The following is a 19,290-nucleotide window of genomic DNA, read 5'->3' on the forward strand; positions in this document are numbered from 1 at the left end:
CGGGATCTACATTCCCGCCTCAACAGCCAGTTTTCGCACGCCGTACGACGTCGCCCGATTCCTTGCGCCGGACAAAACCAAGATCAATCCAACGTGCCGATTCCCGGCAAGCCCTTAGTCCCCGGTAGGAAAATCGGGAAGAAACGTTCCTCGAATCAGACCCCTCACCGTTTGCGTGGCTAGTAGCGCATAACCCAGCGTGGAAACTGCGAGCAATGCGTAAGTAAACGCTCTGGAACCATCTACACTCTCGGCTTTAAGCCAGATAATTACGTCCGTAATAGCTGCGATGTAAGTGAAGGCGAATGCCCAGTACGGCGGCCCGAAAGGAGCCATCCGGTATGAACTGATCATGGAAATCTGCACCAATGCCATGAGCAGTGCATAGCCGGCCAGTCCGCTTGCTACAAAATCTGCCCGACCTCCGTTCATTGCGAACCAGACGTTCCCGGCTACGACAGGCGGCGCAAATTCGATGGCGATGACCGGGAGCAGGCGATTCGGCAGTGCGGGCTGCGTGAACAATCGAAGGAGAAGAATTGAACCGAGGACTACCCAGCAGATGAACCCGAAACCGAACATGAGCTCCGAGAGTCTTGTCCAGTTGAAGGCGGCCGCTCCGCCCGCCGCGAGGAGGCCGCCGGCGACGGTCGGCAGGAAGTAGCCGGGATGCCAATCCACGAGTTCCATGTCCACGCGGATCCATACTCCGGTCAGCCATCCGCCCAGAAAAACCGTGACAACAAATGCAACGAGGTAGATGCACTTACCGGCCGTGTCCGCATACGGTTTGAGCGCGACCCCGAGGAGCATCGGAACGATGGGGATCAGCGAGATGAAGGGGCCAGTCACCGGGTGCGTGAATTCTTTCCCTACGTGTCCTCGATGGAAAAGGTTGTCCACGTAAGCCACCAAAGTCAGGACCCATAGGACGCCGGCTGCCAACCAGAGGACGATTCCAGGCCACTCGGGCGTGTTTGCCGCACCGCGTGCCACTGTCCAAGCTTGCGCCAGTCCGGCAATTCCGAAACTAATACCGAAGAGGTTTGGGGCCACCAGGTGCCTGCGGCCGGTCAAAGACGGGCTCCGTTAAACATGACAGAAGGCCTTTCGTGAACGCTCTGCAGGTGGTGTGGGTGGCAACTGGCCATCTGGCGATGGTCGCTCTCCTCAGCAGTCGGCGCGAGTCGACACACACCGGTACGCGAATCGAGTCGGCTTGTATCACGCTTATAGGCGTGTCAGGCAGAGCGCGGCTCCGAGAAGCGAAAGGCAGACACATCCGTGGCGGTTCTCGGCCGGCCGAGTCTGGCGCAATGCAGATCGTGCGGAGCCAAGCTTGGGTGATGCGCGTGCGGCGGAGCAGGCTTCACCTCCCGGGAGCCTGCGAGCGCGAGTGCTCCTGCCAAGCGCGCGGTTCGGCCTTCTTTGCTCTGACGTCGTGAGGGGGCTGCGATAGGGGAGGTCGGGATGACTGCTGCGCCGTATGAGCGCGGGCGCGTTGGCCTGCTACTGATAGATACGGTCAACGATGCCTTCTCCGAAGACGGGAAGGCACGGTGTCTACAGGGATGAGTTTGAGCGAATCGGCACCCTCAAAAACCTCAAGAAACTCCTTGCTGGAGCGCGCGACCGGAGGTTTCCAGTATTCCACGCTCCTATGTCGTACACGGAAACCGACTACACGACCTGGAAGCATATTTCGGGCGTTCATCACGAGATGTTCGAAAGACGCCTGTTCGAGGAGGGGAGTTGGGGTGCCGACTTCCATCCGGATCTCGCGCCAGTCGACGGCGAGATCGTGATCGCACCTCACACGAACATCGACGTCCTGGCCAACACGGACCTGGAAGTGCAGATGCGGCAGCATGACGTCGAGTACATCGCTGTCGCAGGTATGGTCGGAACTATGTGCGTGGAGTCCACAGCGCGCAGCTGTATGGAACACGGCTTTCACGTGACTACCTTCACGGATGCGACAGCAGCCTTCGGTGGACGCCCTGCCTACGATGCCATGATCTTGCGATATCCGCTCATTTCGCACGCGACACTCAGCGTTGAGGAATTTCTGTCCGCGGCCCCGTCCGCGGGAAGCTAGGCCGTGTTTTAGGTAGCGTGGGTGGCCAGCCATTTGGTGAGGTCGCCCGCGATCTGACCGATGCTGGTCTCGACGATGACGTCGTGCTCGCGGCGGCTGGTGTCACGCCGGACGATCTCGTAGCCGCCCGCCTTCAGGACGGAGACGGACGCGAACCAGACGGGATCGTCCTCTTCGGGCTGGATGACGACGAAGGTGTTGTCCGTGCCGTTCAGGTCGTTGACCAGTTCGAACAAGGCGTCTTCGGACGGTTCGTCGACGTGGTCGCCGTTCTCGCTGTCCGCGCAGTAGTGATCAGCGGCCACCGGACCTCCCCATGCCTGTGCTGCTCGAAGTACCGGTGGCCGGCATGGCACGGCTGACAGCGCGCCCGACGGCTCACAGCCACTGGTGGATCGCCGCGACGTGAACCGTCGCCTCGAACCGCACCGCGAGCTTGTCGGATCGGGTGGCCACTGCCCGGTGCTGCTTGAGACGGCTGATCCCGCACTCGACCGCATGACGCTCGCGATAGTCGATCTTGTCGAACTTCGGCGGTCGGCCACCTTGCGAACCACGCTTCTTGCGGTTGCGGACTTGATCGGTCTTCTCCGGGATCGTGCAACCGATACCGCGCCTGCGTAGATAGGCGCGGTTCGCGCGCGAGCCGTAGGCCTTGTCCGCCCGGACGTTGCCCGGCCGGGACCGCGGCCGTCCAGGACCGGTCCGAGGCACCCTGATGGCCTTTAGGACCGGCTGGAACTGCGGGCTGTCATGTCGGTGCCCGGCGGTCACGAGCAGCGACAACGGCCTCTGACCCTGCTCGCAGGCCAGGTGAATCTTCGTGGTGAACCCACCCCTTGACCGGCCCAGCCCGTGGTCGTCCGGCTCGATGGCGACACCACCAGGCGCCTCCTTCTGCCCCGCGCCGTCCCGGCGGGCACCGGCCGCATGCTGGTGAGCCCGGCAGATCGTGGAGTCGACGTTGACGTCCCACGTGATCAGCCCGGCTGCATCGGCCTGCGCCTGTAACAGCGTCAGCAGCCGGGCCCACACCCCCTGCCGCTGACATCGCCGGAACAGCCCGTACACGGTCTGCCAGGGCCCATACTCACGCGGCAGGTCACGCCACGGAACACCCGTCCGCACCCGCCAACGCAACACCATCCACCAGTCGTCGTCGCCCCGGCCACCTGCGAATTACACCCGCCGCAGGCAGCAACGACTCCAGCACCGACCACTGCTCATCACAAAGATCCCCACGCCCCACACGGCGATCATCACCGTACGAGGCGTGGACCGGAACCCCGCCCTAAAGCACGTCCTGGAGTCGTTTTCGGAGTTGACCCGCGGCCAAGCCGCCTCCGGCGCTCCGATGCCGACGCCTGCTTACTGGCGGTACCTGCGGACGACTCGGGTTGGTGGCAGTCACGAGCCCAGGTTGTGGTACATGACATGCAGGCCGACCGGACCCAGCGTTGGATGCCGGAACGCGCCGGGAACGGTGCCGATCATGGCGAACCCGAGACGCTCATACAGCTTGACCGCTGGTGCGTTGGAGGCCGCGACAGCGTTGAACTGCACGCCGGCGAATCCGCTGCTTCGCGCCCAGTCCAGCAGATACTCGCCCAATGCTTGGCCGACACCCCGACCGCGAGCTTCTGGTGCGACCATGAAGTTTCCGCTGGCGATGTGCGAACCCGGGCCTGGCCGGTTGGCGTACATGTTGGAGGTGCCGAGTACGCGCTGGTCCTCCACGGCCACTACGACGTGCCCTGGCGGCGGCACCACCCACAAATCGTGCGCCTGCACCTCAGTTTGTAGCGGGTCATAGCAGAAGGTGTCCCCCTTGCGGATGATCTGCTCGACGATCGGCCAGACCTGCGGCCAATCAGGCTCCTCGAACGTTCGGATCTCCATCTGCGTGAGATTAACCAACGGTGTGTGGCACTCCCACCGGTTATTTCCGGTGGCGTGCTGTCGACCAGGCCGCTCACTGGCGACGGTACGAGTTCGCCACGCCGCTGTTCACGCCCGCAGCCTCCGGTTAGTACCCGAAGAAGGCGCCGCAGGAGTCTCGGCCTGTTCCCGTGCTCGCGGACCCGTGGCCCGGCGTGCCCGTACGGGGCAGGGGAGCCCAAGGCCGAGCAGAGGCGTGCTGGAGTCCCGGGTGGCGAAGGGACTTACGCCCCACACGGCGATCATCACCGTACGAGGCGTGGACCCGAACCCCGACCTAAAACACGGCCTAGTACGCGAGACATCAGCGCGTCGAGCAGGTGCCGTCAGGCAGGCACGCCAGGATCGGGTGCCGAAGTGCGGTTGACGGTCTGCCCCTTTCACCGTGCCCCTGAGCGGGTCGTCTCCGGCCGTACGGCTGTGCCATCGACTGCGCCTCACCGCCGGCCGGACGATGCTCTGGCGGCCGAAGGCGCCGGACCGTGCCCCACGGAGCACGGGGGGCAGGGCCTCAGTTCCCCAAGTCCGCGCGGGACCTTGTTCGCGCCTCTCATCCGCATGCGGGCGGCGAGCTATCAATCGTCACTTTGATGCACTTACTTCGCAATATTCCCGAAGAGGACATATGTTCTTGACCGTGCGGTCCATAAGGTCTATGTTTGGGCTGCGACCCGCTGATTCGCTACTGCAAGTGGACGTCGGGTCGGCGGTAGGTGGGCACAGACTGTTCCGCTGCACGGCAGGGAGAAGCCGGGCGGGACTACGCGAGGCTTTCGCGTGCCCCACCGCAAACGACTGCATACGCCTAACGAAACGTGATCGCCATGACCACCGCTGCCCAGCCGCCCTTCGCCTACAGCCTTCACAACGTGACGATTTCCGTCAGTGACCTCGACGCGTCGATCCAGTGGTGGAACCGGGTGTTCGGCCTCACCCTGCTGGCGAAGTCCCGCTTCGACGTCATCGGGGCGGACGTCGCCTTCCTGGAAGGTCCCGGGTTCCGGCTCGAGCTCCTCCAGCCCGCAGACGGTGTGCGGATCCCTGAACTGACGGCAGAGCCCCCCGCCCACATCCGCCCGATCGGCACCAAGGCCCTGGTCTTCCGTGTCGAGGACCTCGCCGGCGTGACACGCACCTTCCGTGATCTGGGCGTGACGACTGTCTGGGAGCAGATGGACCTCGGCGACGGCAGCACCTCGACCGCGATCCGTGACAACGACGGAAATCTCATCAACGTCTTCCAGCAGGGCGCAAGCCCGATCGGCTGACACGGCGCACCGATCGCGCTCCGTCCGGCACAGGGCCAGACGTTCACAGTGCAGACGGCGCGCGATCGCCCTGACCAGGCAGCCAAGTTCAGCCGTTCCGGACGTAGTTGTCCGGGACAAGGGCCGGCTCGCTCTCCCGGGTGGAGATCGGTGATCCGCCGCATGGACAAGTCGGCAGGTGGGCGACGTTGCAGCCGTCGGCCCGGGCGACGGTCAGGGGCGGGGGGGCTCCGATGGAGGCGGGCTGGTCCACGACGACGAGCACGGCGCCGAACCTCGCGGCCAGCTTGTCGAAGACGGCGCGCAGCTTCGGTTCGCTGTTGGGCAGCTGCCTGTCGAAGACTTTCTTGCCGGCCGGGGTGATCCCGTGCCCGTCACGCGACGTTGCTCGACACCTCGAAGCGTGAAGAACGGCCGCCCTGCTGTCCCGGGAATGAACCAAGATCAGCGGGTCAGGTGAACGGCCGAGGTCAAACACCAAGCTCAGCAGTGACAAGATGATCGCCGCCAGGCCCAGTGCGTGGCGCTAGCTCGAAGTCGCTGCGGAATGATCAGACAGAAGTGCATGACAGGCCGAGCGGGCAATCCAATCCTGCGCCCGCGCGAATGGCCATCCGCGTTCGCCGACGAGCGTGATCCAGGCGTGCGGCCCCAGATAGAACCAGAGCAGATCGATAGCCTCCGCGCGGTTCACCTCGGCGCGGAGCGCGCCGAGGGCGACGAGACGGTCGGCCACCAGGGTCAGAGCTTGGACGTAGTCGTCGGCTCCGTTGTCCAGGACTGCCTTGACGGCGGGCTCGCCCGGCGGGTTCCGGTAGAAGATCTCGTACACCAGGTCCCAGTGACGCTCATGCGTGAGCCGGGTGCCCGCGGCCGTCAGGTCGATCACGGCGCGCGGATCGTCAGCGGCCTCGACTGCCGCGAGGGTGGTGGCGATGGCGGGGTCCGTGAGAGCCGGCTCCAGGAGGGCCGTCAGGATGCCGGGCTTGTTGCCCACGCTGCTGTACACGGTCGGTACGGCGACCTTCGCCGCCTCCGCGATCTCCGCGACGGTCACGCCGGCGTACCCACGTGCCAGGAAGAGCGCGTGCGCGCTGCTCAGGATGGCTTCACGGGTGGCAGCCGCCGAGCTGACGCGTCGAGTCGAGGTGTACTTCCGGGTCGTCGTCACGGATGCAGTGTACAGCGTGTGCGATAGGTGACTATATTGACAATAAGTTCCTCTAATGAATACGTTGCGCTTCATGACACTGAAACCCCCCACGGACGTGCCCGCAGTCGTCGAGACCCGGCTGGCCCACGACGTGCACAGAGTGGCCACCGCCCTGCTGGCCGAAGCAGCCCTCGACGCCTCGGTCCCCCTCGACGCGACCGCGCAGCTGCGGGACTTCCTCGTCGCCAACCTCCGGCACCACCACCAGACCGAGGACGACGACCTCTGGCCCCGGATCACCGCGAAAGCGCCGGCCGCCGCCAAGGCCCTGGACTCACTGACCGACGAGCATGACCAACTGGACGCGGCGCTCGACCGGCTGGCCGGAGTCTCCGTCCACGTCGACGAAGCCGTCGGCGGTGATCCGCTTGCGACGGTCAGCCCCGGCACCGGCGACGGTGCGGCCTCCACGGGTGAGGCGGCGGTTCGCGCCGCGCTGTACGACGCCGCGGTGACGGTCCGAGACGTCGTGCATGACCACCTGACCCATGAGGAGCCCGTCCTCTTCCCGGCGCTCCGCGAGCATGTCAGCCCCGCGGAGTGGCAGGACTTCGCGCAGCGCGTGATCGCGACCACGCCCCCCGTGGCCGGGCACCTCATGGTCGGGTTCCTCGACGAGGTGGGCACCCCCGCGGAGGTCGAACTGGTGCTCTCGGGCCTGCCGGAACCGGTGCGTCCGCTGGTCCCCGGGATGCGTCTTCAGGCGGAGGCCGATCTCGACGTCCTCCGCGGAACCGGCGCATGACGTCCGCGCCGCTCAGGTGGCCCGACGCCGCGGACCCTGTGATCAGGGGCGACCTCACCGTGGCGGTCGCCTATGTCACTCCGGCCGGCGGCGCCGTGGTCACCAGCGTCTCACCGCTGGGCCTCGGGAACCGTGAGGCCGGCCGGATCGGGTTCACCACCTCGCTCGGCTTCCCGAAGAAACTCGAACGGATCTTGCGCGACCCGAACGTCGCCGTCGGCTATCACACCCGTGAGCACGGCTTTGCCGCCAGTGACGCGTACGTGCTGGCCCAGGGCGCTGCGTCGGTGGACATGCGCCCGTCGCCGGAGCGTCTGGCAGAGCTCATGCGTGCCTCCGAGCCGTTCCTCGGAGAAGTGAGACGTGGGCCGTTGTGGGACTGGCTCCTGCGTGAGTACCACCAGGAACGCGTCTTCGTGGACGTAGATTTGCAGCGTGTCACAGTGTGGGAGAACCTCGCGGCCCGAGGGGCGAAAGCGGTCACAGGCGCCGCTTGGCCGGAGTTCCCGGCGGAACAGAAGGCACCGAAGAACGGCACCGGCCCGCGCGTCGACGTCGCCGCGGCCGCCCGTCAGGTCCACCGGCTGCCGCACCGGCTTCTGGCCTACCGCGGCGCGGACGGTCTGCCCGTCATCGTCCCCGTGAAAGTCACCGGCCACGACGAGGCAGGACTGCACCTGGACATCCTCGCAGGGCTGCTCCCGCCCGGCGGTCGCAGAGCAGGCCTCCTCGCCCACGCCTTCCAACCGCAGTGTGTCGGGCTGGGAATGCGCACGCTCACCGGCTGGCTCACGGTCACCGAGAAGAAGGCCGTCTACGCACCTCACACGTCCAAGGGACTGGCCGCACCCCCGTACAGGACACTGCTGACCGTCTCCAACGGACTACTGGCCAAATACGGGCTGCGGCGCGCACGACGTGACGGCACCTCCGCCCGCCTGCACGCCCTCGCCGCCCAACGGCAGACAGACTGATACACCTCTTTCAAAGAGCCCGGCGATAGGTGTGGCGAACGGCCGTGTGACGACCGGAGGCAGGACAGGCGCGAGCCTGGGTGATCATGGAGTTCTTGACGCTCAGTGATCACCGGAGGGCTCGCGCCTGTCCTGCCCTCATGCCTGCTCGAACCCCTGTGGGACCAGTTCGCAGCACTGCTGCCCGAGCATGTCGATACCCATCCGCTCGGCTGCCACAACCCGCGCATCCCGGACCGGATTGTCTTCGAGCGCGTCATCGCCGCCCTGGTGCACGGCTCCGGATACGAGCGGATCGCCGACCGCCAGTGCTCCGACCGCACCATCCGACGCCGCGTCAAGTACTGGTCACAGCTGGGCATGGCCGGGCAGGTCCACGGGCCGGCCGTGCAGGCGTACGACCGCATGATCGGCCTCCAACTCCGTGAGCTGTCCGTCGACGGGTGCATCACCAAGGCTCCCTGCGGCGGCGAGAGAGCCGGACGCTCCCCGGTCGGCCGGGGCAAGCACTGCGGCCCGTGGTGATGCCGGCACCGGCGTGGCTGCTCAGCCGCCGTGCCGCGACGGACGGTCCCGCGCTGCCAGCGCCCTGCCGTTCAAGCCGGCCTTCGCCTGCGCTCTCGCGGCGCCGTGGTCGATGCAGTGGCGTACGGCTCTCGCCTGTGCCCTGGCGGCCCTGTTCGGCCAGGGCCGCCCGACCCGGTACCTCACCGTGACCACCGCCGTCCTGGTCCTGTCCCACAACAGCGGCGGTCACGGCTGGACATGGCGAGAGATCACGCCGGGCCGGTCGCCGAGGTGTTCGGCCATACGGAAAAGGGCGGGCAGCGCGGCCCCCACGGCGGCCCGTTCCGTCTCGCCGAGCCTGTCGACCGCGGCGCCGAGGCGGTGTTCGTGCGGCAGACCCGTAAGGCTGTCCATGCTCACGAGGACGTGCTCGCGAGTCCGCAGAGCCTACCCAGCCTGTAACAGGTTCAGCGTCATGACCTGTGAACCGTTCCGGCTACGCCTGACATGAGAGCATCTGGGATGAACAGCAGAAGGGCTTCCTCAATCCGCCGCATGGGAAAGGCCGTGGGAACGCCTGGCTGCCGGGACTGCACAAGAATCGGCACCACCATCGACTCCTGGATTGGTCGTGATGAAAGCGCCGTATGAAGAGAAACGGAATAATCGCCGCTCTGACGGTCACCCCCATTGTGGCGTTTTTGGGCTTCGGAGCCTGGCTCATCCTGTTCTCGAAGGATGAGCCAGGGTTCAGAGTGGTGAATGACACGGGTCGCGAGGTGCGAGTGGTGACATGCTCCCAGAATCGCCCCGACTTTCCGGGACCTTTCGGCATCAGGCCGCATAGCTCCGTGCTCATGGGCGGGGATTGGCTGCCAGCCGATGACCCGGGTGCCGGTTGCTTCATCTCCAGTCCCTCGACCGCCGGAAGTGCCACCTTCCACGGTTGCCTGAAGATGCCTACCAGGGATGACACTCGCGATAAGTTCAACGTCTCCGAAGCGGACCGATCGATGAGTCAGCGACGGTGTCTTGACTTGTCGAATCCCGGAGTCCCGTAACTAGAGTGGACCCTTGCACGCAGACTGGCATTCTCAGGCGGGGTAGGCAATAGCAGGTCTACGCAGAAAGGGGTGGCCCGGAGTCAGGTTCCCGGTCCTGTCGCTTCCCAGCCCCCACTCACCCTGCGTAGCAGCGAAAGACCGGCCGTCGACGGCAGGAGTCCTGTGGGACCCCCCTGGGACTTCCGGCCGCGTCAATGGACATGGCAGTGAACATCCGAATGACCGCCTACCGCCGTCCGACTCGGCGGCAACATAGCCCGGAAACGCCGGTTAGCCAAACCGGCGTTTCCGGGGACGATTACTGCACCAACATCCGCACCCGAGCACAACCACAGATCGAAGCGATGGCGAAGGCACGTCGCCGCTGCCTGCCGGAAATCCGCCGCGCGTTCTCCGTTCGCGAACTGTGCTGTCCGTCTCTGGACTCTTCCGCAGATCCATCTAGTGTTCCGTACTCCCCGGAGAACAGCCGCAATTGCTCAATGAACCGATAGCAACCATTGCCAACGCCGAACCGCATCGCGAGAAGGAGTCCACAGCGGACCCTGCAGTTGCTCACCATCATGCCGTCTCACCTGATAGCCGAGTGCCTCTCCTCACCAGCCCCTGGTATTCAACCAGTGACCTCGCTGCCTGCGTGAGAGTGGACGCCTCAACCCTGCGCCGCTGGCGCACCGCCCAGCCTCCACAGGGGCCGCCTTTCGTCACGGTCTCGGAACGCGTCGTCATGTACGGCGCCCTTGACGTCGAGGAATGGCTGCGCCACCGACGTACCGTCCCGGCCAAGGGACTCAATGGCCGATAAGACCAACGTTCCTGTCGGTGTCCGGCTCGAGCTGTCGTCAAGACTTGTGGATCAGTGATCAGAACCAAGGGGCGTTTGCCCCTGTTCTTGCCCGAGGTTTCTCCGGGACAGGGACATCGTCGGCCCGCGGACTGCGGGTGTACGTGGCCATGTCGTCGTCGACGGCCATGGGCCGCCCGCCGTGTCGGCCGCGCTCGCGGGCGGCTACCGGACCTCCCCGGCTGCCGTCGCGATGGGCCAGAGCTAGGCTGGCGCTGAGGCGAAGAATCTGCCCGAGGGACGTGGTCGCGGTGTTGGGCGGTCAGGCGATCGGCTGGATGTGGCTGTGGCCGGCACTGGTCGGGAGCGTGTTGCCGTGAGCCGGGAGCCGATCAGCCGCCGCCGGGCGCTGGGTCTGCTCGGGTTGGGTACGGCCGGCGCGGCGGGCTGGGCCACCGGCTTGGGCGTCCCGCCCAGTGATCGGCCCAAGTCGGCCGCCCGGGGCCTGGCCGAGCCGCAGGTGCTGGCCAGCCGCGACGGGCTGCTGGACGTACGGCTTGTTGCCGCCCCAGGCGTACGGCTGGCGGGGCGGGACACCGCAGGGTGGGGGTTCAACGGCACCTCACCAGGTCCGACGTTGCGGGTGCGGCCCGGGGATCTGCTGCGGGTGCGGCTGGTAAACCACATCGACCAGCCGACCAACCTGCACACCCACGGCATGCATGTATCCCCGTCGGGCAATAGCGACAACCCGTTCCTCACCATCGAGCCCGGTGACAGCTTCGACTACGCCATAAGGATTCCGGCCAGGCATCCGGCGGGCACGTTCTGGTACCACCCGCACCACCATGGCACCGTCGCCGATCAGATCTTCGCCGGCCTGGTCGGGGCGCTGCTGGTCGAGGGTGCCGGGGGTGAGGCGGACTTGCCGGTCAACGGCGACCGGCTGCTGCTGGTCACCGACACCACCCTGGACGGAGCCGGCCGGGTCGCCTCGCCGACCATGATGGCCAGGATGAGGGGTCGCGAGGGCGACCTGGTGTTGGTCAACGGCCAGCGCCAGCCCGTCATCACCGCCGCGCCCGGGTCGGTGCAGCGGTGGCGGGTCATCAACGGCTGCGTCTCCCGGGTGCTGGCGCTACGGCTGGACGGCCACCGGCTCACCCAGGTCGCCCTGGACGGGGCGTTCCTGCCCGCACCGGTCGACCGGGACCAGGTGATGCTGGCCCCCGGCAACCGCGCCGACCTGCTCGTGCGCCCCACCGGCAGCGGCCAGTACGCATTGGTCAGCGCCCCCTACGACCGGGGCGGCCTCGGCATGATGGGCGGCATGATGGACGGTGGCCCGTCCGCCAGCGGTCAGGTCACCCTGGCCACCCTGGCCACCGCCGGCCCGGCCGCAACGTCGCCATCACTGCCCGAGACGCTGCCGGCCCCGGCCGTCCCGCAAGGCCCGGTGACCAGGCAGCGTCGGCTCACCTTCGCCATGGGCATGGGTGGGATGGGCATGGGTGGGATGGGTTTCACCATCGACGGGCGTGCCTTCGCCCCGGACCGTGACGACCAGAGCGTCGCCCTTGGCACGGTTGAGGAGTGGACCGTGGTCAACACCAGCCCTATGGATCACCCGTTCCACCTGCACGTCTGGCCCTTCCACGTGCTGGCGGGGAGCGCCGGTATGCCGCCGGTCGGCGTGCTTCAGAACGTCGTGCTCGTCCCCGCACGGGGGTGGGTGCGCCTGCGGATCCGGTTCAGCGACTTCGCCGGGCGCAGCGTATTTCACTGCCACATCCTCGACCATGAGGATCTGGGCATGATGGCCACCGTGAACGTGCGCGGCTAGCGCTCTGACCGCATAGGTTCACCGGGTTGGTCGTCGTGGCAATTAGAGGTGCGGTGACGTCCGATCCGACCACTGGAGAGGTGCGGTGGCCGAGGCTGTCCGTGTGCGCAGACTGACCGACCAGGACGGGAAGAAGCTGCGGCAGCACATCGTGCGCCGCGGCAGCACCAGCTCGGTGCGTTCCGGCGAGCGATGATGCTGTTGGCCTCGACTATCGCTACCAATCCCGTACGGGGGTACAGGTCAGATCAGCCTGATCGAGCGGGCCCGCGTCGGGGATTTGCTGGGGAGCGGCCTGGCAGTGTGCGGCGGTGCTAGTGTCGATCTGTTTCTCACCCGCCGTCCGGGCATCCTCGGATCACGGGGGGAGCGTGACGGAGCGCGCACGATGACTGCCGAGGAACAAACCGCGGCGCATGCGACACCAACGGCTGGAGACCCGGTCCGGGACGGCTCGACCACATCAGAGGATCCGGGCAGACCGGGGAACTCCGGACGGTGGCCGGCCACAGCGGTCTTCTTTCTCAATGGGCTCACGCTGTCGACGTATGTCGTCCGGCTGGCATCGCTGAAGAGCAAGCACCATTTGAGCGACGGGCAACTCGGGCTCATCGGCATGGTTTTTGCCGTGGCGGCCATCGCCTGCATGCAGGGCGTGGGCCCTGTGACGGCGCGGCTCGGGACGCGGCCGGTGCTGCGCACCTCGCTCGTCGTCATGCCCGTGCTGCTGGCGCTGGTCGGCCTGGTGGGCGGAGTTGTCGAACTTGTGGTGGTCGTCATGGCGCTCGGTGCCATGCACGGCACTACCGACGCAGCCATGAACACTCACGCCGTCACCGTCCAACAGCGCATCGGACGTCCCATACTCAACGGCTGCCACGCCGCCTGGAGCATCAGCGCGGTCGTGGCCTCACTCACCACAGCCGCCCTGGAGAGTGCGGGTGTCTCGTTCGCCATGCACCTCGCCGTAGCGGCCGCCGTGCTCATGGCGGGGGGCCTGCTGCTGGGACGACTATTGGTGGAGACCGGCACGCGCGACCGCGCCCCCACGCCCTCGCCCGCACAGCGCCACCGAGGCCAACGCGGAGGCTGGAGCCGCCAGGTCGTGACACTCGGCCTGACCGGCACCGCGCTGATGGTCTGTGAAGGTGCCGCCCTCGGCTGGAGCGCGATCTTCCTCCACGACTCCCGGGGCGCGTCACTCGGTCTCGCGGCGACGGCCGTTACCGCCTACACCGGCGCTCAGGCGGTCGGCCGAGTGATCGGCGACCGCTTGACCCTCCGCTACAGCGCCCCTGCCCTTTTCCGCACCGGCGGCCTCGTCGCGGCATGCGGCCTGGCGATGGCGCTGCTCTCGCCGAACCCGGTCACGGCCATCGGCGGGTTCGCAGTCGCGGGCGCGGGTGCCTCAGTCCTGATCCCGCTGGCCTACAGCGCGGCCGGGCAGGCAAAGGCGGACAGCCCAGAAGCCGCGGCGCTGATCTCCCGATTCACTACCTTCACCTACGCGGGGACCCTGTTCGGCCCCGCCATGATCGGCTGGGCCGCCGAGTTCACCGGCCTGACCTGGACGCTCGCCGCGCTGATCCCCGTGCTGTGCGGTGTCGCACTCCTGAGCCCACTGCCCAGTGCTGTACCCCATTGGTTCACCGGGTGTGATCCGGCAAGATCTGGCTCATGTTCCAAGAGAAGCTCGACGCGCTCTCGCAGATGACGGCCGAGCACATGGCCATGCCGTTCCCGCCAAGCCTCCGTGGCCTGGACATCGAGGACCAGGACATGGTGATGCCGGGTGCCGACACCTACGGCTGCTGCCTGGGCGTTCTCAAGGGCCCGCTCGACGAACAGCGCGGCAGAGGCTTGATCCGGCTGACGGCAGTCTTCGAAGAGGTACTCGCAGCGATCGACGACGAGTACGCGACCAGGTACTACACGCACATGCGCGACATGGCTGTGTTGGCGGCCGAAATCGAGACCCTGCGCGAGAAGCAGCCCTCCGATCAGGAAGGTTCGCCCGGCTCGCGTTGACAGCGGTTGGATGTGCGGTGACATCCGTCCGATAGTTGGGGGTGTGGTGGCTGAGCCTGTTCGTGTGCGCAGGTTGACCGACCAGGAGGGGCAGAAGCTGCAGCAGATCGTGCGCCGGGGCAGTGCCAGTTCGGTGTGGTTCCGGCGTGCGATGATGCTGCTGGCCTCGGCCAGGCGGGAACCGGGTGCCGGTGATCGCCCAGCTGGTGCAGGCCGACGAGGACACCGTCCGCGACGTGATCCACCGGTTCAACGAGATCGGCCTGGCCCGTCTCGACCTTCAGTGGGCGGGAGGCCGTCCCCGCCTGCTCAGTCCTGACGACGAGGACTTCGTCGTCCAGACGGCCACCACCCGCCCGACCAAGCTCGGCCTGCCCCTCACCCGCTGGTCCCTGCGCAAACTCGCCGCCTACCTGCGGAAAGTCCACGGCCGCGTCATCCGCATCGGCCGCGAAACGTTACGGTCCCTGCTCACCCGCCGCGGCATCAGCTTCCAGCGCACCGAGACCTGGAAGGAGTCACCGGATCCCGAGCGCGACGCCAAGCTCGACCGCATCGAGCACGTCCTGGACCGCTTCCCCGACCGTGTCTTCGCGTTCGGCGAGTTCGGACCACTCGGCATCCGACCCATCGCCGGCTCCGGCTGGGCTCCCGCCGGTCACCCCGAGCGACACCCCGCGACCTGCCACCGCACCCACGGCGTCCGCTACTTCCACGGCTGCAATCGGCGGATTCGCGGTAGCCGTCGTTCATGGCGATCAACTCTTTGGTGCCATCCGCGCGCACGCCCATCAGCACGAGCGCGCACGACTCCGCCTCGTGCAGGCGTATACGCAGGTGGATGCCGTCGGCCCATATGTAGACGTAGTCGCTGGTGGACAGATCACGCTCGCCGAACGCGGCGTGGTCGGCCTGCCACTGCTGGGTGAGGCGGGTGACCGTCGCCGGTGAGAGGCCGGCCGACGAGCCGAGGAACTGCTCCAGGGCGGGCACGAAGTCGCCAGAGGACAGGCCGTGCGGATAGAGCAGGGGCAGCACCTCACTGACCTTCGGGGACTTGCGGCACCACGGCGGCAGGATCGCCGAGGAGAACCGCTTGCGCTCACCGGTGGCCTCGTCGACGCGCTTGTCGTTGACCCGCGGGGCCTTCACCTCGACCGTCCCGGCCGCGGTCGTGACCTTTCTCGCCTGGTGGTAGCCGTTGCGGACCACCGGACGGCGCCCGTGCCCATTCCGCTGATCGGCCAACTCGGCTATGTAGGAGTTGACTTCGGCCTCCAGCGCGGCGGCCAGCAGCCGCCTCGCGCCCTCCCGGACGATGTCGTCGATCAGGGAGCCGGTCTCGGAAGTCCCATCGGCATTCACTCCGCTCGGCACGGGCGTGCCTTCCCGGCCGACGGTGCAACGTCGGCCTACTCGATGACCAGAAGTCGATCACTCGGAAGGTACGCCCTTGGCGTCCAATCCGAGGCCGATCCACAAGTCATGAGCATCGCCCGTCCGGCTCTCGACCGATATCGAGTACCGTCCTGATCGCCCCACTCCGTATAGGGCGCGTGTCCGGTGGAGCGATCCGACCGGCAAGCGCCGCCAGTCACTGTCCGGGGGAAAGGACAGCGAACAAGAGGCCCAGGAATGGCTCCAGGCCGTCATCGAGGCCGCAGAGGCCGACCTGAGCCCGTCACCGGCCACCATGAAGCTCGCCGAATACGGCGAAGCGAACATGGACCTCGCCCTGCGCGGCCTGGAGCCGAAAACGCCGGACCCCTACCTGTCGGGGTGGCGGATCCGCGTGGTCCCCGCCCTGGGCCACCTCGGGTCAGCCCGCCGGGGACCACGCAGGATCGCCGGCCACGGCTCCCTGACCACCACCCAGCGCTACCTGCACCCCGACGTACACAAGATCACGGCCGCCGGAGCGGCGCTCTCCGCACACCTCAGCGTGCTGCGCGCACCGCGCTCCCTGCCGAGCCCCATCGTCGTGACCCGCTGACCCGGGTCAAGGGCGCCGGTCCCCTACTGGCCCCCAAGAACGATCAAGGGCCGGTTTCGGATGCCTCCGAAACCGGCCCTGACCTGCGACTGTCTCCAGTCGGGACGACAGGATTTGAACCTGCGACCCCTTGACCCCCAGTCAAGTGCGCTACCAAGCTGCGCCACGTCCCGTTGCCCGCCTGACCTGGGATTTCCCTGGTCGAAACGTGCAGGGAAACAATACCGCACTCGGGTCGGTGGTCGCGCACGCGTTTTGTCCGGGGCCAGGGCCGGGGCTGGAACCGGCCCGGTCCGGGTCCGGCATCGCCTGCGCGGGGCACCGGCCCGCGGGGGGATCAGCCTTCCGCGCCCGGCAGCCCCAGCTCCGGGTAGGCGTCCAGGAGCCGTGGCGGGGCCGCCTGCCGCCAGGAGTCGGCGAGGATGTCGCGCAGCTCGCCCTCGTCCTCCAGCGCGGCGAGCCGGACCCGGACCCAGGCGAACTGGGCCTCGTGATCGGCGATCCAGAACTTGCCGGGCTCGGCGAGCACCAGCTCGTCGCGCTCCTCCTTGGGGCAGCGCACGGCGATGGAGGTCTCGTCCTCGGGCAGCGTGGCGAACATCTTCCCGGCGACCCGGAACGTGGGCATGTTCCAGGCGATCTTCTCGCCGGTGTCCGGCAGGGACAGGGCGACTCGGCGTACGTCTTCGGCGTCCGGCATGTCCCGCACCGTAGCCCCTGCCACTGACAGTCATCCGCCCTCGGTGCCCACGCGCTTGTAGTAGAGGGTCGTCGGGCGGAGTACGCCCGCGGGGTCGAGGGCGTAGTCGGGGATGACACCGGCGCGGATCCAGCCGGCGGAGCGGTAGAGGTGCTCCGCGGGGCTGTCCGTCTCGGTGTCCAGGTGGAGCAGGGTGATCCCGGCGGCGGCCGCGGCCTCTTCGGCGACGGCCAGCAGGCCGCGTCCGACGCCCTGCCCGCGGGCTTCGCGGTGGACCATCAGTTTCACCAGTTCGGCGCGGTGCGGGCTGTTGGGTTTGCCGGGGTGGGCGAAGGCGAGGCCGACCGTGCCGACGGTCCGGCCGGCGTCGTCCAGCGCGACCCAGACGGCGAGCTCCCCCGCGGCCACGGCGGCCGCCCGCTCCCGCCACCAGGCGACGGCCCGCTCCCGTCCGAAGGGGGCGAGGAAGCCGACGGACGCGCCGCCGTTCACGGTGTCGGCCAGCAGCCCGGCCAGCTCCCCCGCCCGCTGGGACAGTTGATCCGCTTCCAGACGCAGTGCCCTCACGGCCGGACCACCGCCAGCACGTACCGCGCCCGCGCCGGCCCCGCGCAGCGGAACCGGGTCGGTCCCCACACCCGCAGCCGCAGGCAGTCCCCGGTGTCCAGGAGGTGCTCGGCGCCCTCAGCCGTCACGGCCAGGCTCCCGTCGAGCACCCAGATGTGCTGCTCCAGGCCGGGCACCGGTGGGCGGTCGTAGGCGATGTCCGCGCCCGCCGTGAGCCGGCCCTCGACGAGTTCGCCGCGCAGCCCGCCGTGCGGCGGCGACACCGACCGGCGTACGAACCCGGAGGCGCGGTCCTCCCACACCTGCTGCTCGGCGGTGCGCACGACGGGCGCGGGCGCCGCCTCGACCTCGCTGAGCAGCTGGGACATGGTCCGGCCGTAGACGTTGCAGAGGCGGTTGAGGAGGGCTGCCGTGGGGCTGGTCTCGGCCCGTTCGGCCCGTGACAGGGTGGACTTGCTGATTCCGCTGCGCTCCGCCAACTCGCCCAGGGACCAGCCGCTTTCGGTCCGCAGTTGGGCGAGGCGCCTGCCGAGGCGGGCGTCGACGGGGTCGGGGTCGACCGTCTCGCTCCGTTTCATGTCCGGGACGATATCCCCGATGTGAAACGCCGGCGTCAAGGAAGGCTCACAGCCGTGCCGCCTCGCCCAGGGCTTCGAGCACCGGGCGGATCAGCGGATGGTCCTCCGCTCCGCGCCGCAGGGCCGCGAAGACGCGGCGGGTCGGGGCGACGCCGTCGACGGGGCGCACGACCACGCCGGTCAGGTCCATGCCGCGCAGCGCGGAGCGCGGGACGAGGGCAACTCCCACGTCGGCCGCGGCCAGGGCCACCACGGCCCGGAAGTCGTCGGAGGAGTGCTCGAAGCGGGGCTGGAAACCGGCGCTCTCACAGGCCAGGACGACCACGTCGTGGCAGGGGTTGCCGGGGTACGGGCCGATCCAGGTGTCCTTGGCGAGCTCGGCGAGGGGGACCTCGGCGGTCCCGGCCAGCCGGTGGTGGAGCGGCACCACGGCGTCGAACGGCTCGGCGTACAGCGGCACGTGGGTCAGCCGGGGGTCGTCGGCGGGCGGGGCCCCGCGGTACTCGACGGCGACCGCCACGTCGACCTGCCGGTCCAGGACCATCGGGAGGCTGGCGTCGCCCTCGGCGTCCTGGACGCGGATGCGGATGCCGGGCGCGGTACCGGCGAGGCGGGCCACGGCCGGGGCGACCACCTGGGCGATGCCGGTGGCGAAGGCGGCGACGGTGACCGTGCCGGCCTGGCCGGAGCCGTACGCGGCCAGCTCGGCCTCGGCCCGCTCCAGCTGGGCGAGGACCGCGTTGGTGTGGGCGAGCAGGATCTCGCCGGCCGCGGTCAGCCGTACGCCCTTGGCGCTGCGCTCGACCAGGCGGTGGCCGGTCTCCTGTTCGAGGGCCGTCAGCTGCTGGGAGACGGCCGAGGGCGTCAGATAGAGCGCGGCGGCAGCAGCTGTCATCGTGCGGTGGTCGGCCACCGCACGGAGGATGTGGAGCCGCCGCGCCTCGATCATGAGGTCGATTATCGCAATATGTCTGAGCTGCTCAGGCCGCC

At 67.8% G+C, this 19,290-nt stretch carries 18 protein-coding genes, 1 tRNA gene and 6 pseudogenes; 12 read left to right on the plus strand and 13 right to left on the minus strand.

From position 1 onward, the window contains the following. Positions 1-114 precede the first annotated feature (114 nt). The gene (locus AB0472_RS17860) at positions 115-1,056 is read right to left on the minus strand and encodes a TDT family transporter (RefSeq protein WP_366357493.1); all 942 of its coding nucleotides are present in this window, start codon (positions 1,054-1,056) and stop codon (positions 115-117) included. Positions 1,057-1,531: 475 nt separating this feature from the next. Here AB0472_RS17860 and AB0472_RS17865 point away from each other — a divergent pair, with 475 nt between their 5' ends. Further along, on the plus strand, positions 1,532-2,098 hold the full coding sequence (locus AB0472_RS17865) for an isochorismatase family cysteine hydrolase (RefSeq protein WP_366357401.1): 567 nt from the start codon (positions 1,532-1,534) through the stop codon (positions 2,096-2,098). A gap of 8 nt (positions 2,099-2,106) precedes the next feature. Here AB0472_RS17865 and AB0472_RS17870 read toward each other — a convergent pair whose 3' ends face one another. The 3 genes from AB0472_RS17870 to AB0472_RS17880 form a co-directional block, all read right to left on the minus strand. Further along, positions 2,107-2,403 (minus strand): hypothetical protein, encoded by a 297-nt coding sequence (locus AB0472_RS17870; RefSeq protein WP_366357402.1) that lies wholly within the window; start codon positions 2,401-2,403, stop codon positions 2,107-2,109. A gap of 73 nt (positions 2,404-2,476) precedes the next feature. Further along, positions 2,477-3,347 (minus strand): IS5 family transposase gene (locus AB0472_RS17875; protein ID WP_366357403.1). Its coding sequence is split into 2 segments (ribosomal slippage): positions 2,477-3,232 and positions 3,234-3,347, totalling 870 coding nucleotides; the frame shifts between segments, so codons are not numbered across the junction. A 158-nt stretch (positions 3,348-3,505) separates the two neighbouring features. Continuing rightward, positions 3,506-3,997: a GNAT family N-acetyltransferase gene (locus tag AB0472_RS17880; RefSeq protein ID WP_366357404.1), complete on the minus strand. Its 492-nt coding sequence runs from the start codon at positions 3,995-3,997 to the stop codon at positions 3,506-3,508. A gap of 42 nt (positions 3,998-4,039) precedes the next feature. Between AB0472_RS17880 and AB0472_RS17885 the strand changes: the two are divergent. After that, positions 4,040-4,271, plus strand: a pseudogene (locus AB0472_RS17885) (LacI family transcriptional regulator); the annotation flags it as partial. Between the two features lie 589 nt (positions 4,272-4,860). Further along, a complete protein-coding gene (locus tag AB0472_RS17890; protein ID WP_366357405.1) occupies positions 4,861-5,304 on the plus strand; it encodes a VOC family protein in 444 nt (147 codons plus the stop codon). A 131-nt stretch (positions 5,305-5,435) separates the two neighbouring features. Here the strand turns inward: AB0472_RS17890 and AB0472_RS17895 are convergent. Together AB0472_RS17895 and AB0472_RS17900 are read right to left on the minus strand one after the other, a co-directional pair. After that, positions 5,436-5,746, minus strand: a pseudogene (locus AB0472_RS17895) (transposase); the annotation flags it as partial. Between the two features lie 84 nt (positions 5,747-5,830). After that, positions 5,831-6,475 (minus strand): TetR/AcrR family transcriptional regulator, encoded by a 645-nt coding sequence (locus AB0472_RS17900; protein WP_366357406.1) that lies wholly within the window; start codon positions 6,473-6,475, stop codon positions 5,831-5,833. A 73-nt stretch (positions 6,476-6,548) separates the two neighbouring features. On the opposite strand from AB0472_RS17900, the gene AB0472_RS17905 reads away from it, so the two are divergent. The 3 genes and pseudogenes from AB0472_RS17905 to AB0472_RS17915 form a co-directional block, all read left to right on the plus strand. Beyond that, the gene (locus AB0472_RS17905) at positions 6,549-7,262 is read left to right on the plus strand and encodes a hemerythrin domain-containing protein (RefSeq protein WP_366357407.1); all 714 of its coding nucleotides are present in this window, start codon (positions 6,549-6,551) and stop codon (positions 7,260-7,262) included. Next, positions 7,259-8,236: a hypothetical protein gene (locus tag AB0472_RS17910; RefSeq protein WP_366357408.1), complete on the plus strand. Its 978-nt coding sequence runs from the start codon at positions 7,259-7,261 to the stop codon at positions 8,234-8,236. The genes AB0472_RS17905 and AB0472_RS17910 overlap by 4 nt, the downstream gene beginning before the upstream one ends. 108 nt (positions 8,237-8,344) lie before the next feature. Further along, positions 8,345-8,743 (plus strand): annotated as a pseudogene (locus tag AB0472_RS17915) (transposase); the annotation flags it as partial. A 246-nt stretch (positions 8,744-8,989) separates the two neighbouring features. Here AB0472_RS17915 and AB0472_RS17920 read toward each other — a convergent pair. Next, complete coding sequence (locus tag AB0472_RS17920; RefSeq protein ID WP_366357409.1) at positions 8,990-9,157, minus strand: hypothetical protein; 168 nt, start codon at positions 9,155-9,157, stop codon at positions 8,990-8,992. Between the two features lie 1,810 nt (positions 9,158-10,967). Here AB0472_RS17920 and AB0472_RS17925 point away from each other — a divergent pair. The 4 genes and pseudogenes from AB0472_RS17925 to AB0472_RS17940 all read left to right on the plus strand — a co-directional run. Continuing rightward, complete coding sequence (locus AB0472_RS17925) at positions 10,968-12,434, plus strand: multicopper oxidase family protein (protein ID WP_366357410.1); 1,467 nt, start codon at positions 10,968-10,970, stop codon at positions 12,432-12,434. Between the two features lie 388 nt (positions 12,435-12,822). After that, positions 12,823-14,148, plus strand: coding sequence for an MFS transporter (locus AB0472_RS17930; RefSeq protein WP_366357411.1), 1,326 nt, complete (start codon positions 12,823-12,825; stop codon positions 14,146-14,148). Then, complete coding sequence (locus AB0472_RS17935) at positions 14,112-14,462, plus strand: hypothetical protein (RefSeq protein WP_366357412.1); 351 nt, start codon at positions 14,112-14,114, stop codon at positions 14,460-14,462. The genes AB0472_RS17930 and AB0472_RS17935 overlap by 37 nt, the downstream gene beginning before the upstream one ends. A gap of 46 nt (positions 14,463-14,508) precedes the next feature. Next, a pseudogene (locus tag AB0472_RS17940) lies at positions 14,509-15,184 on the plus strand (helix-turn-helix domain-containing protein); the annotation flags it as partial. A 7-nt stretch (positions 15,185-15,191) separates the two neighbouring features. Here AB0472_RS17940 and AB0472_RS17945 read toward each other — a convergent pair. Next, positions 15,192-15,839: pseudogene (locus AB0472_RS17945) on the minus strand (transposase); the annotation flags it as partial. Positions 15,840-15,978: 139 nt separating this feature from the next. On the opposite strand from AB0472_RS17945, the pseudogene AB0472_RS17950 reads away from it, so the two are divergent. Then, positions 15,979-16,119, plus strand: a pseudogene (locus AB0472_RS17950) (Arm DNA-binding domain-containing protein); the annotation flags it as partial. Between the two features lie 36 nt (positions 16,120-16,155). Continuing rightward, positions 16,156-16,455: a hypothetical protein gene (locus AB0472_RS17955; RefSeq protein ID WP_366357413.1), complete on the plus strand. Its 300-nt coding sequence runs from the start codon at positions 16,156-16,158 to the stop codon at positions 16,453-16,455. A gap of 99 nt (positions 16,456-16,554) precedes the next feature. Here AB0472_RS17955 and AB0472_RS17960 read toward each other — a convergent pair. The 5 genes from AB0472_RS17960 to AB0472_RS17980 form a co-directional block, all read right to left on the minus strand. Further along, positions 16,555-16,628: transfer RNA gene (locus AB0472_RS17960), tRNA-Pro, on the minus strand. Positions 16,629-16,792: 164 nt separating this feature from the next. Then, entirely contained in the window at positions 16,793-17,155 is a 363-nt protein-coding gene (locus AB0472_RS17965) for an MmcQ/YjbR family DNA-binding protein (RefSeq protein ID WP_366357414.1), read from the minus strand. 30 nt (positions 17,156-17,185) lie between these two features. Then, on the minus strand, positions 17,186-17,722 hold the full coding sequence (locus AB0472_RS17970) for a GNAT family N-acetyltransferase (protein WP_366357415.1): 537 nt from the start codon (positions 17,720-17,722) through the stop codon (positions 17,186-17,188). Next, the gene (locus tag AB0472_RS17975) at positions 17,719-18,300 is read right to left on the minus strand and encodes an XRE family transcriptional regulator (protein WP_366357416.1); all 582 of its coding nucleotides are present in this window, start codon (positions 18,298-18,300) and stop codon (positions 17,719-17,721) included. Before AB0472_RS17975 ends, AB0472_RS17970 begins: the two co-directional genes overlap by 4 nt. 46 nt (positions 18,301-18,346) lie before the next feature. Continuing rightward, positions 18,347-19,249, minus strand: a complete 903-nt coding sequence (locus tag AB0472_RS17980) for a LysR family transcriptional regulator (RefSeq protein WP_366357417.1) — start codon at positions 19,247-19,249, stop codon at positions 18,347-18,349. Positions 19,250-19,290 lie beyond the last annotated feature (41 nt).

It is taken from the genome of Streptomyces sp. NPDC086777 (genome assembly GCF_040702065.1).
GTDB lineage: Bacteria > Actinomycetota > Actinomycetes > Streptomycetales > Streptomycetaceae > Streptomyces.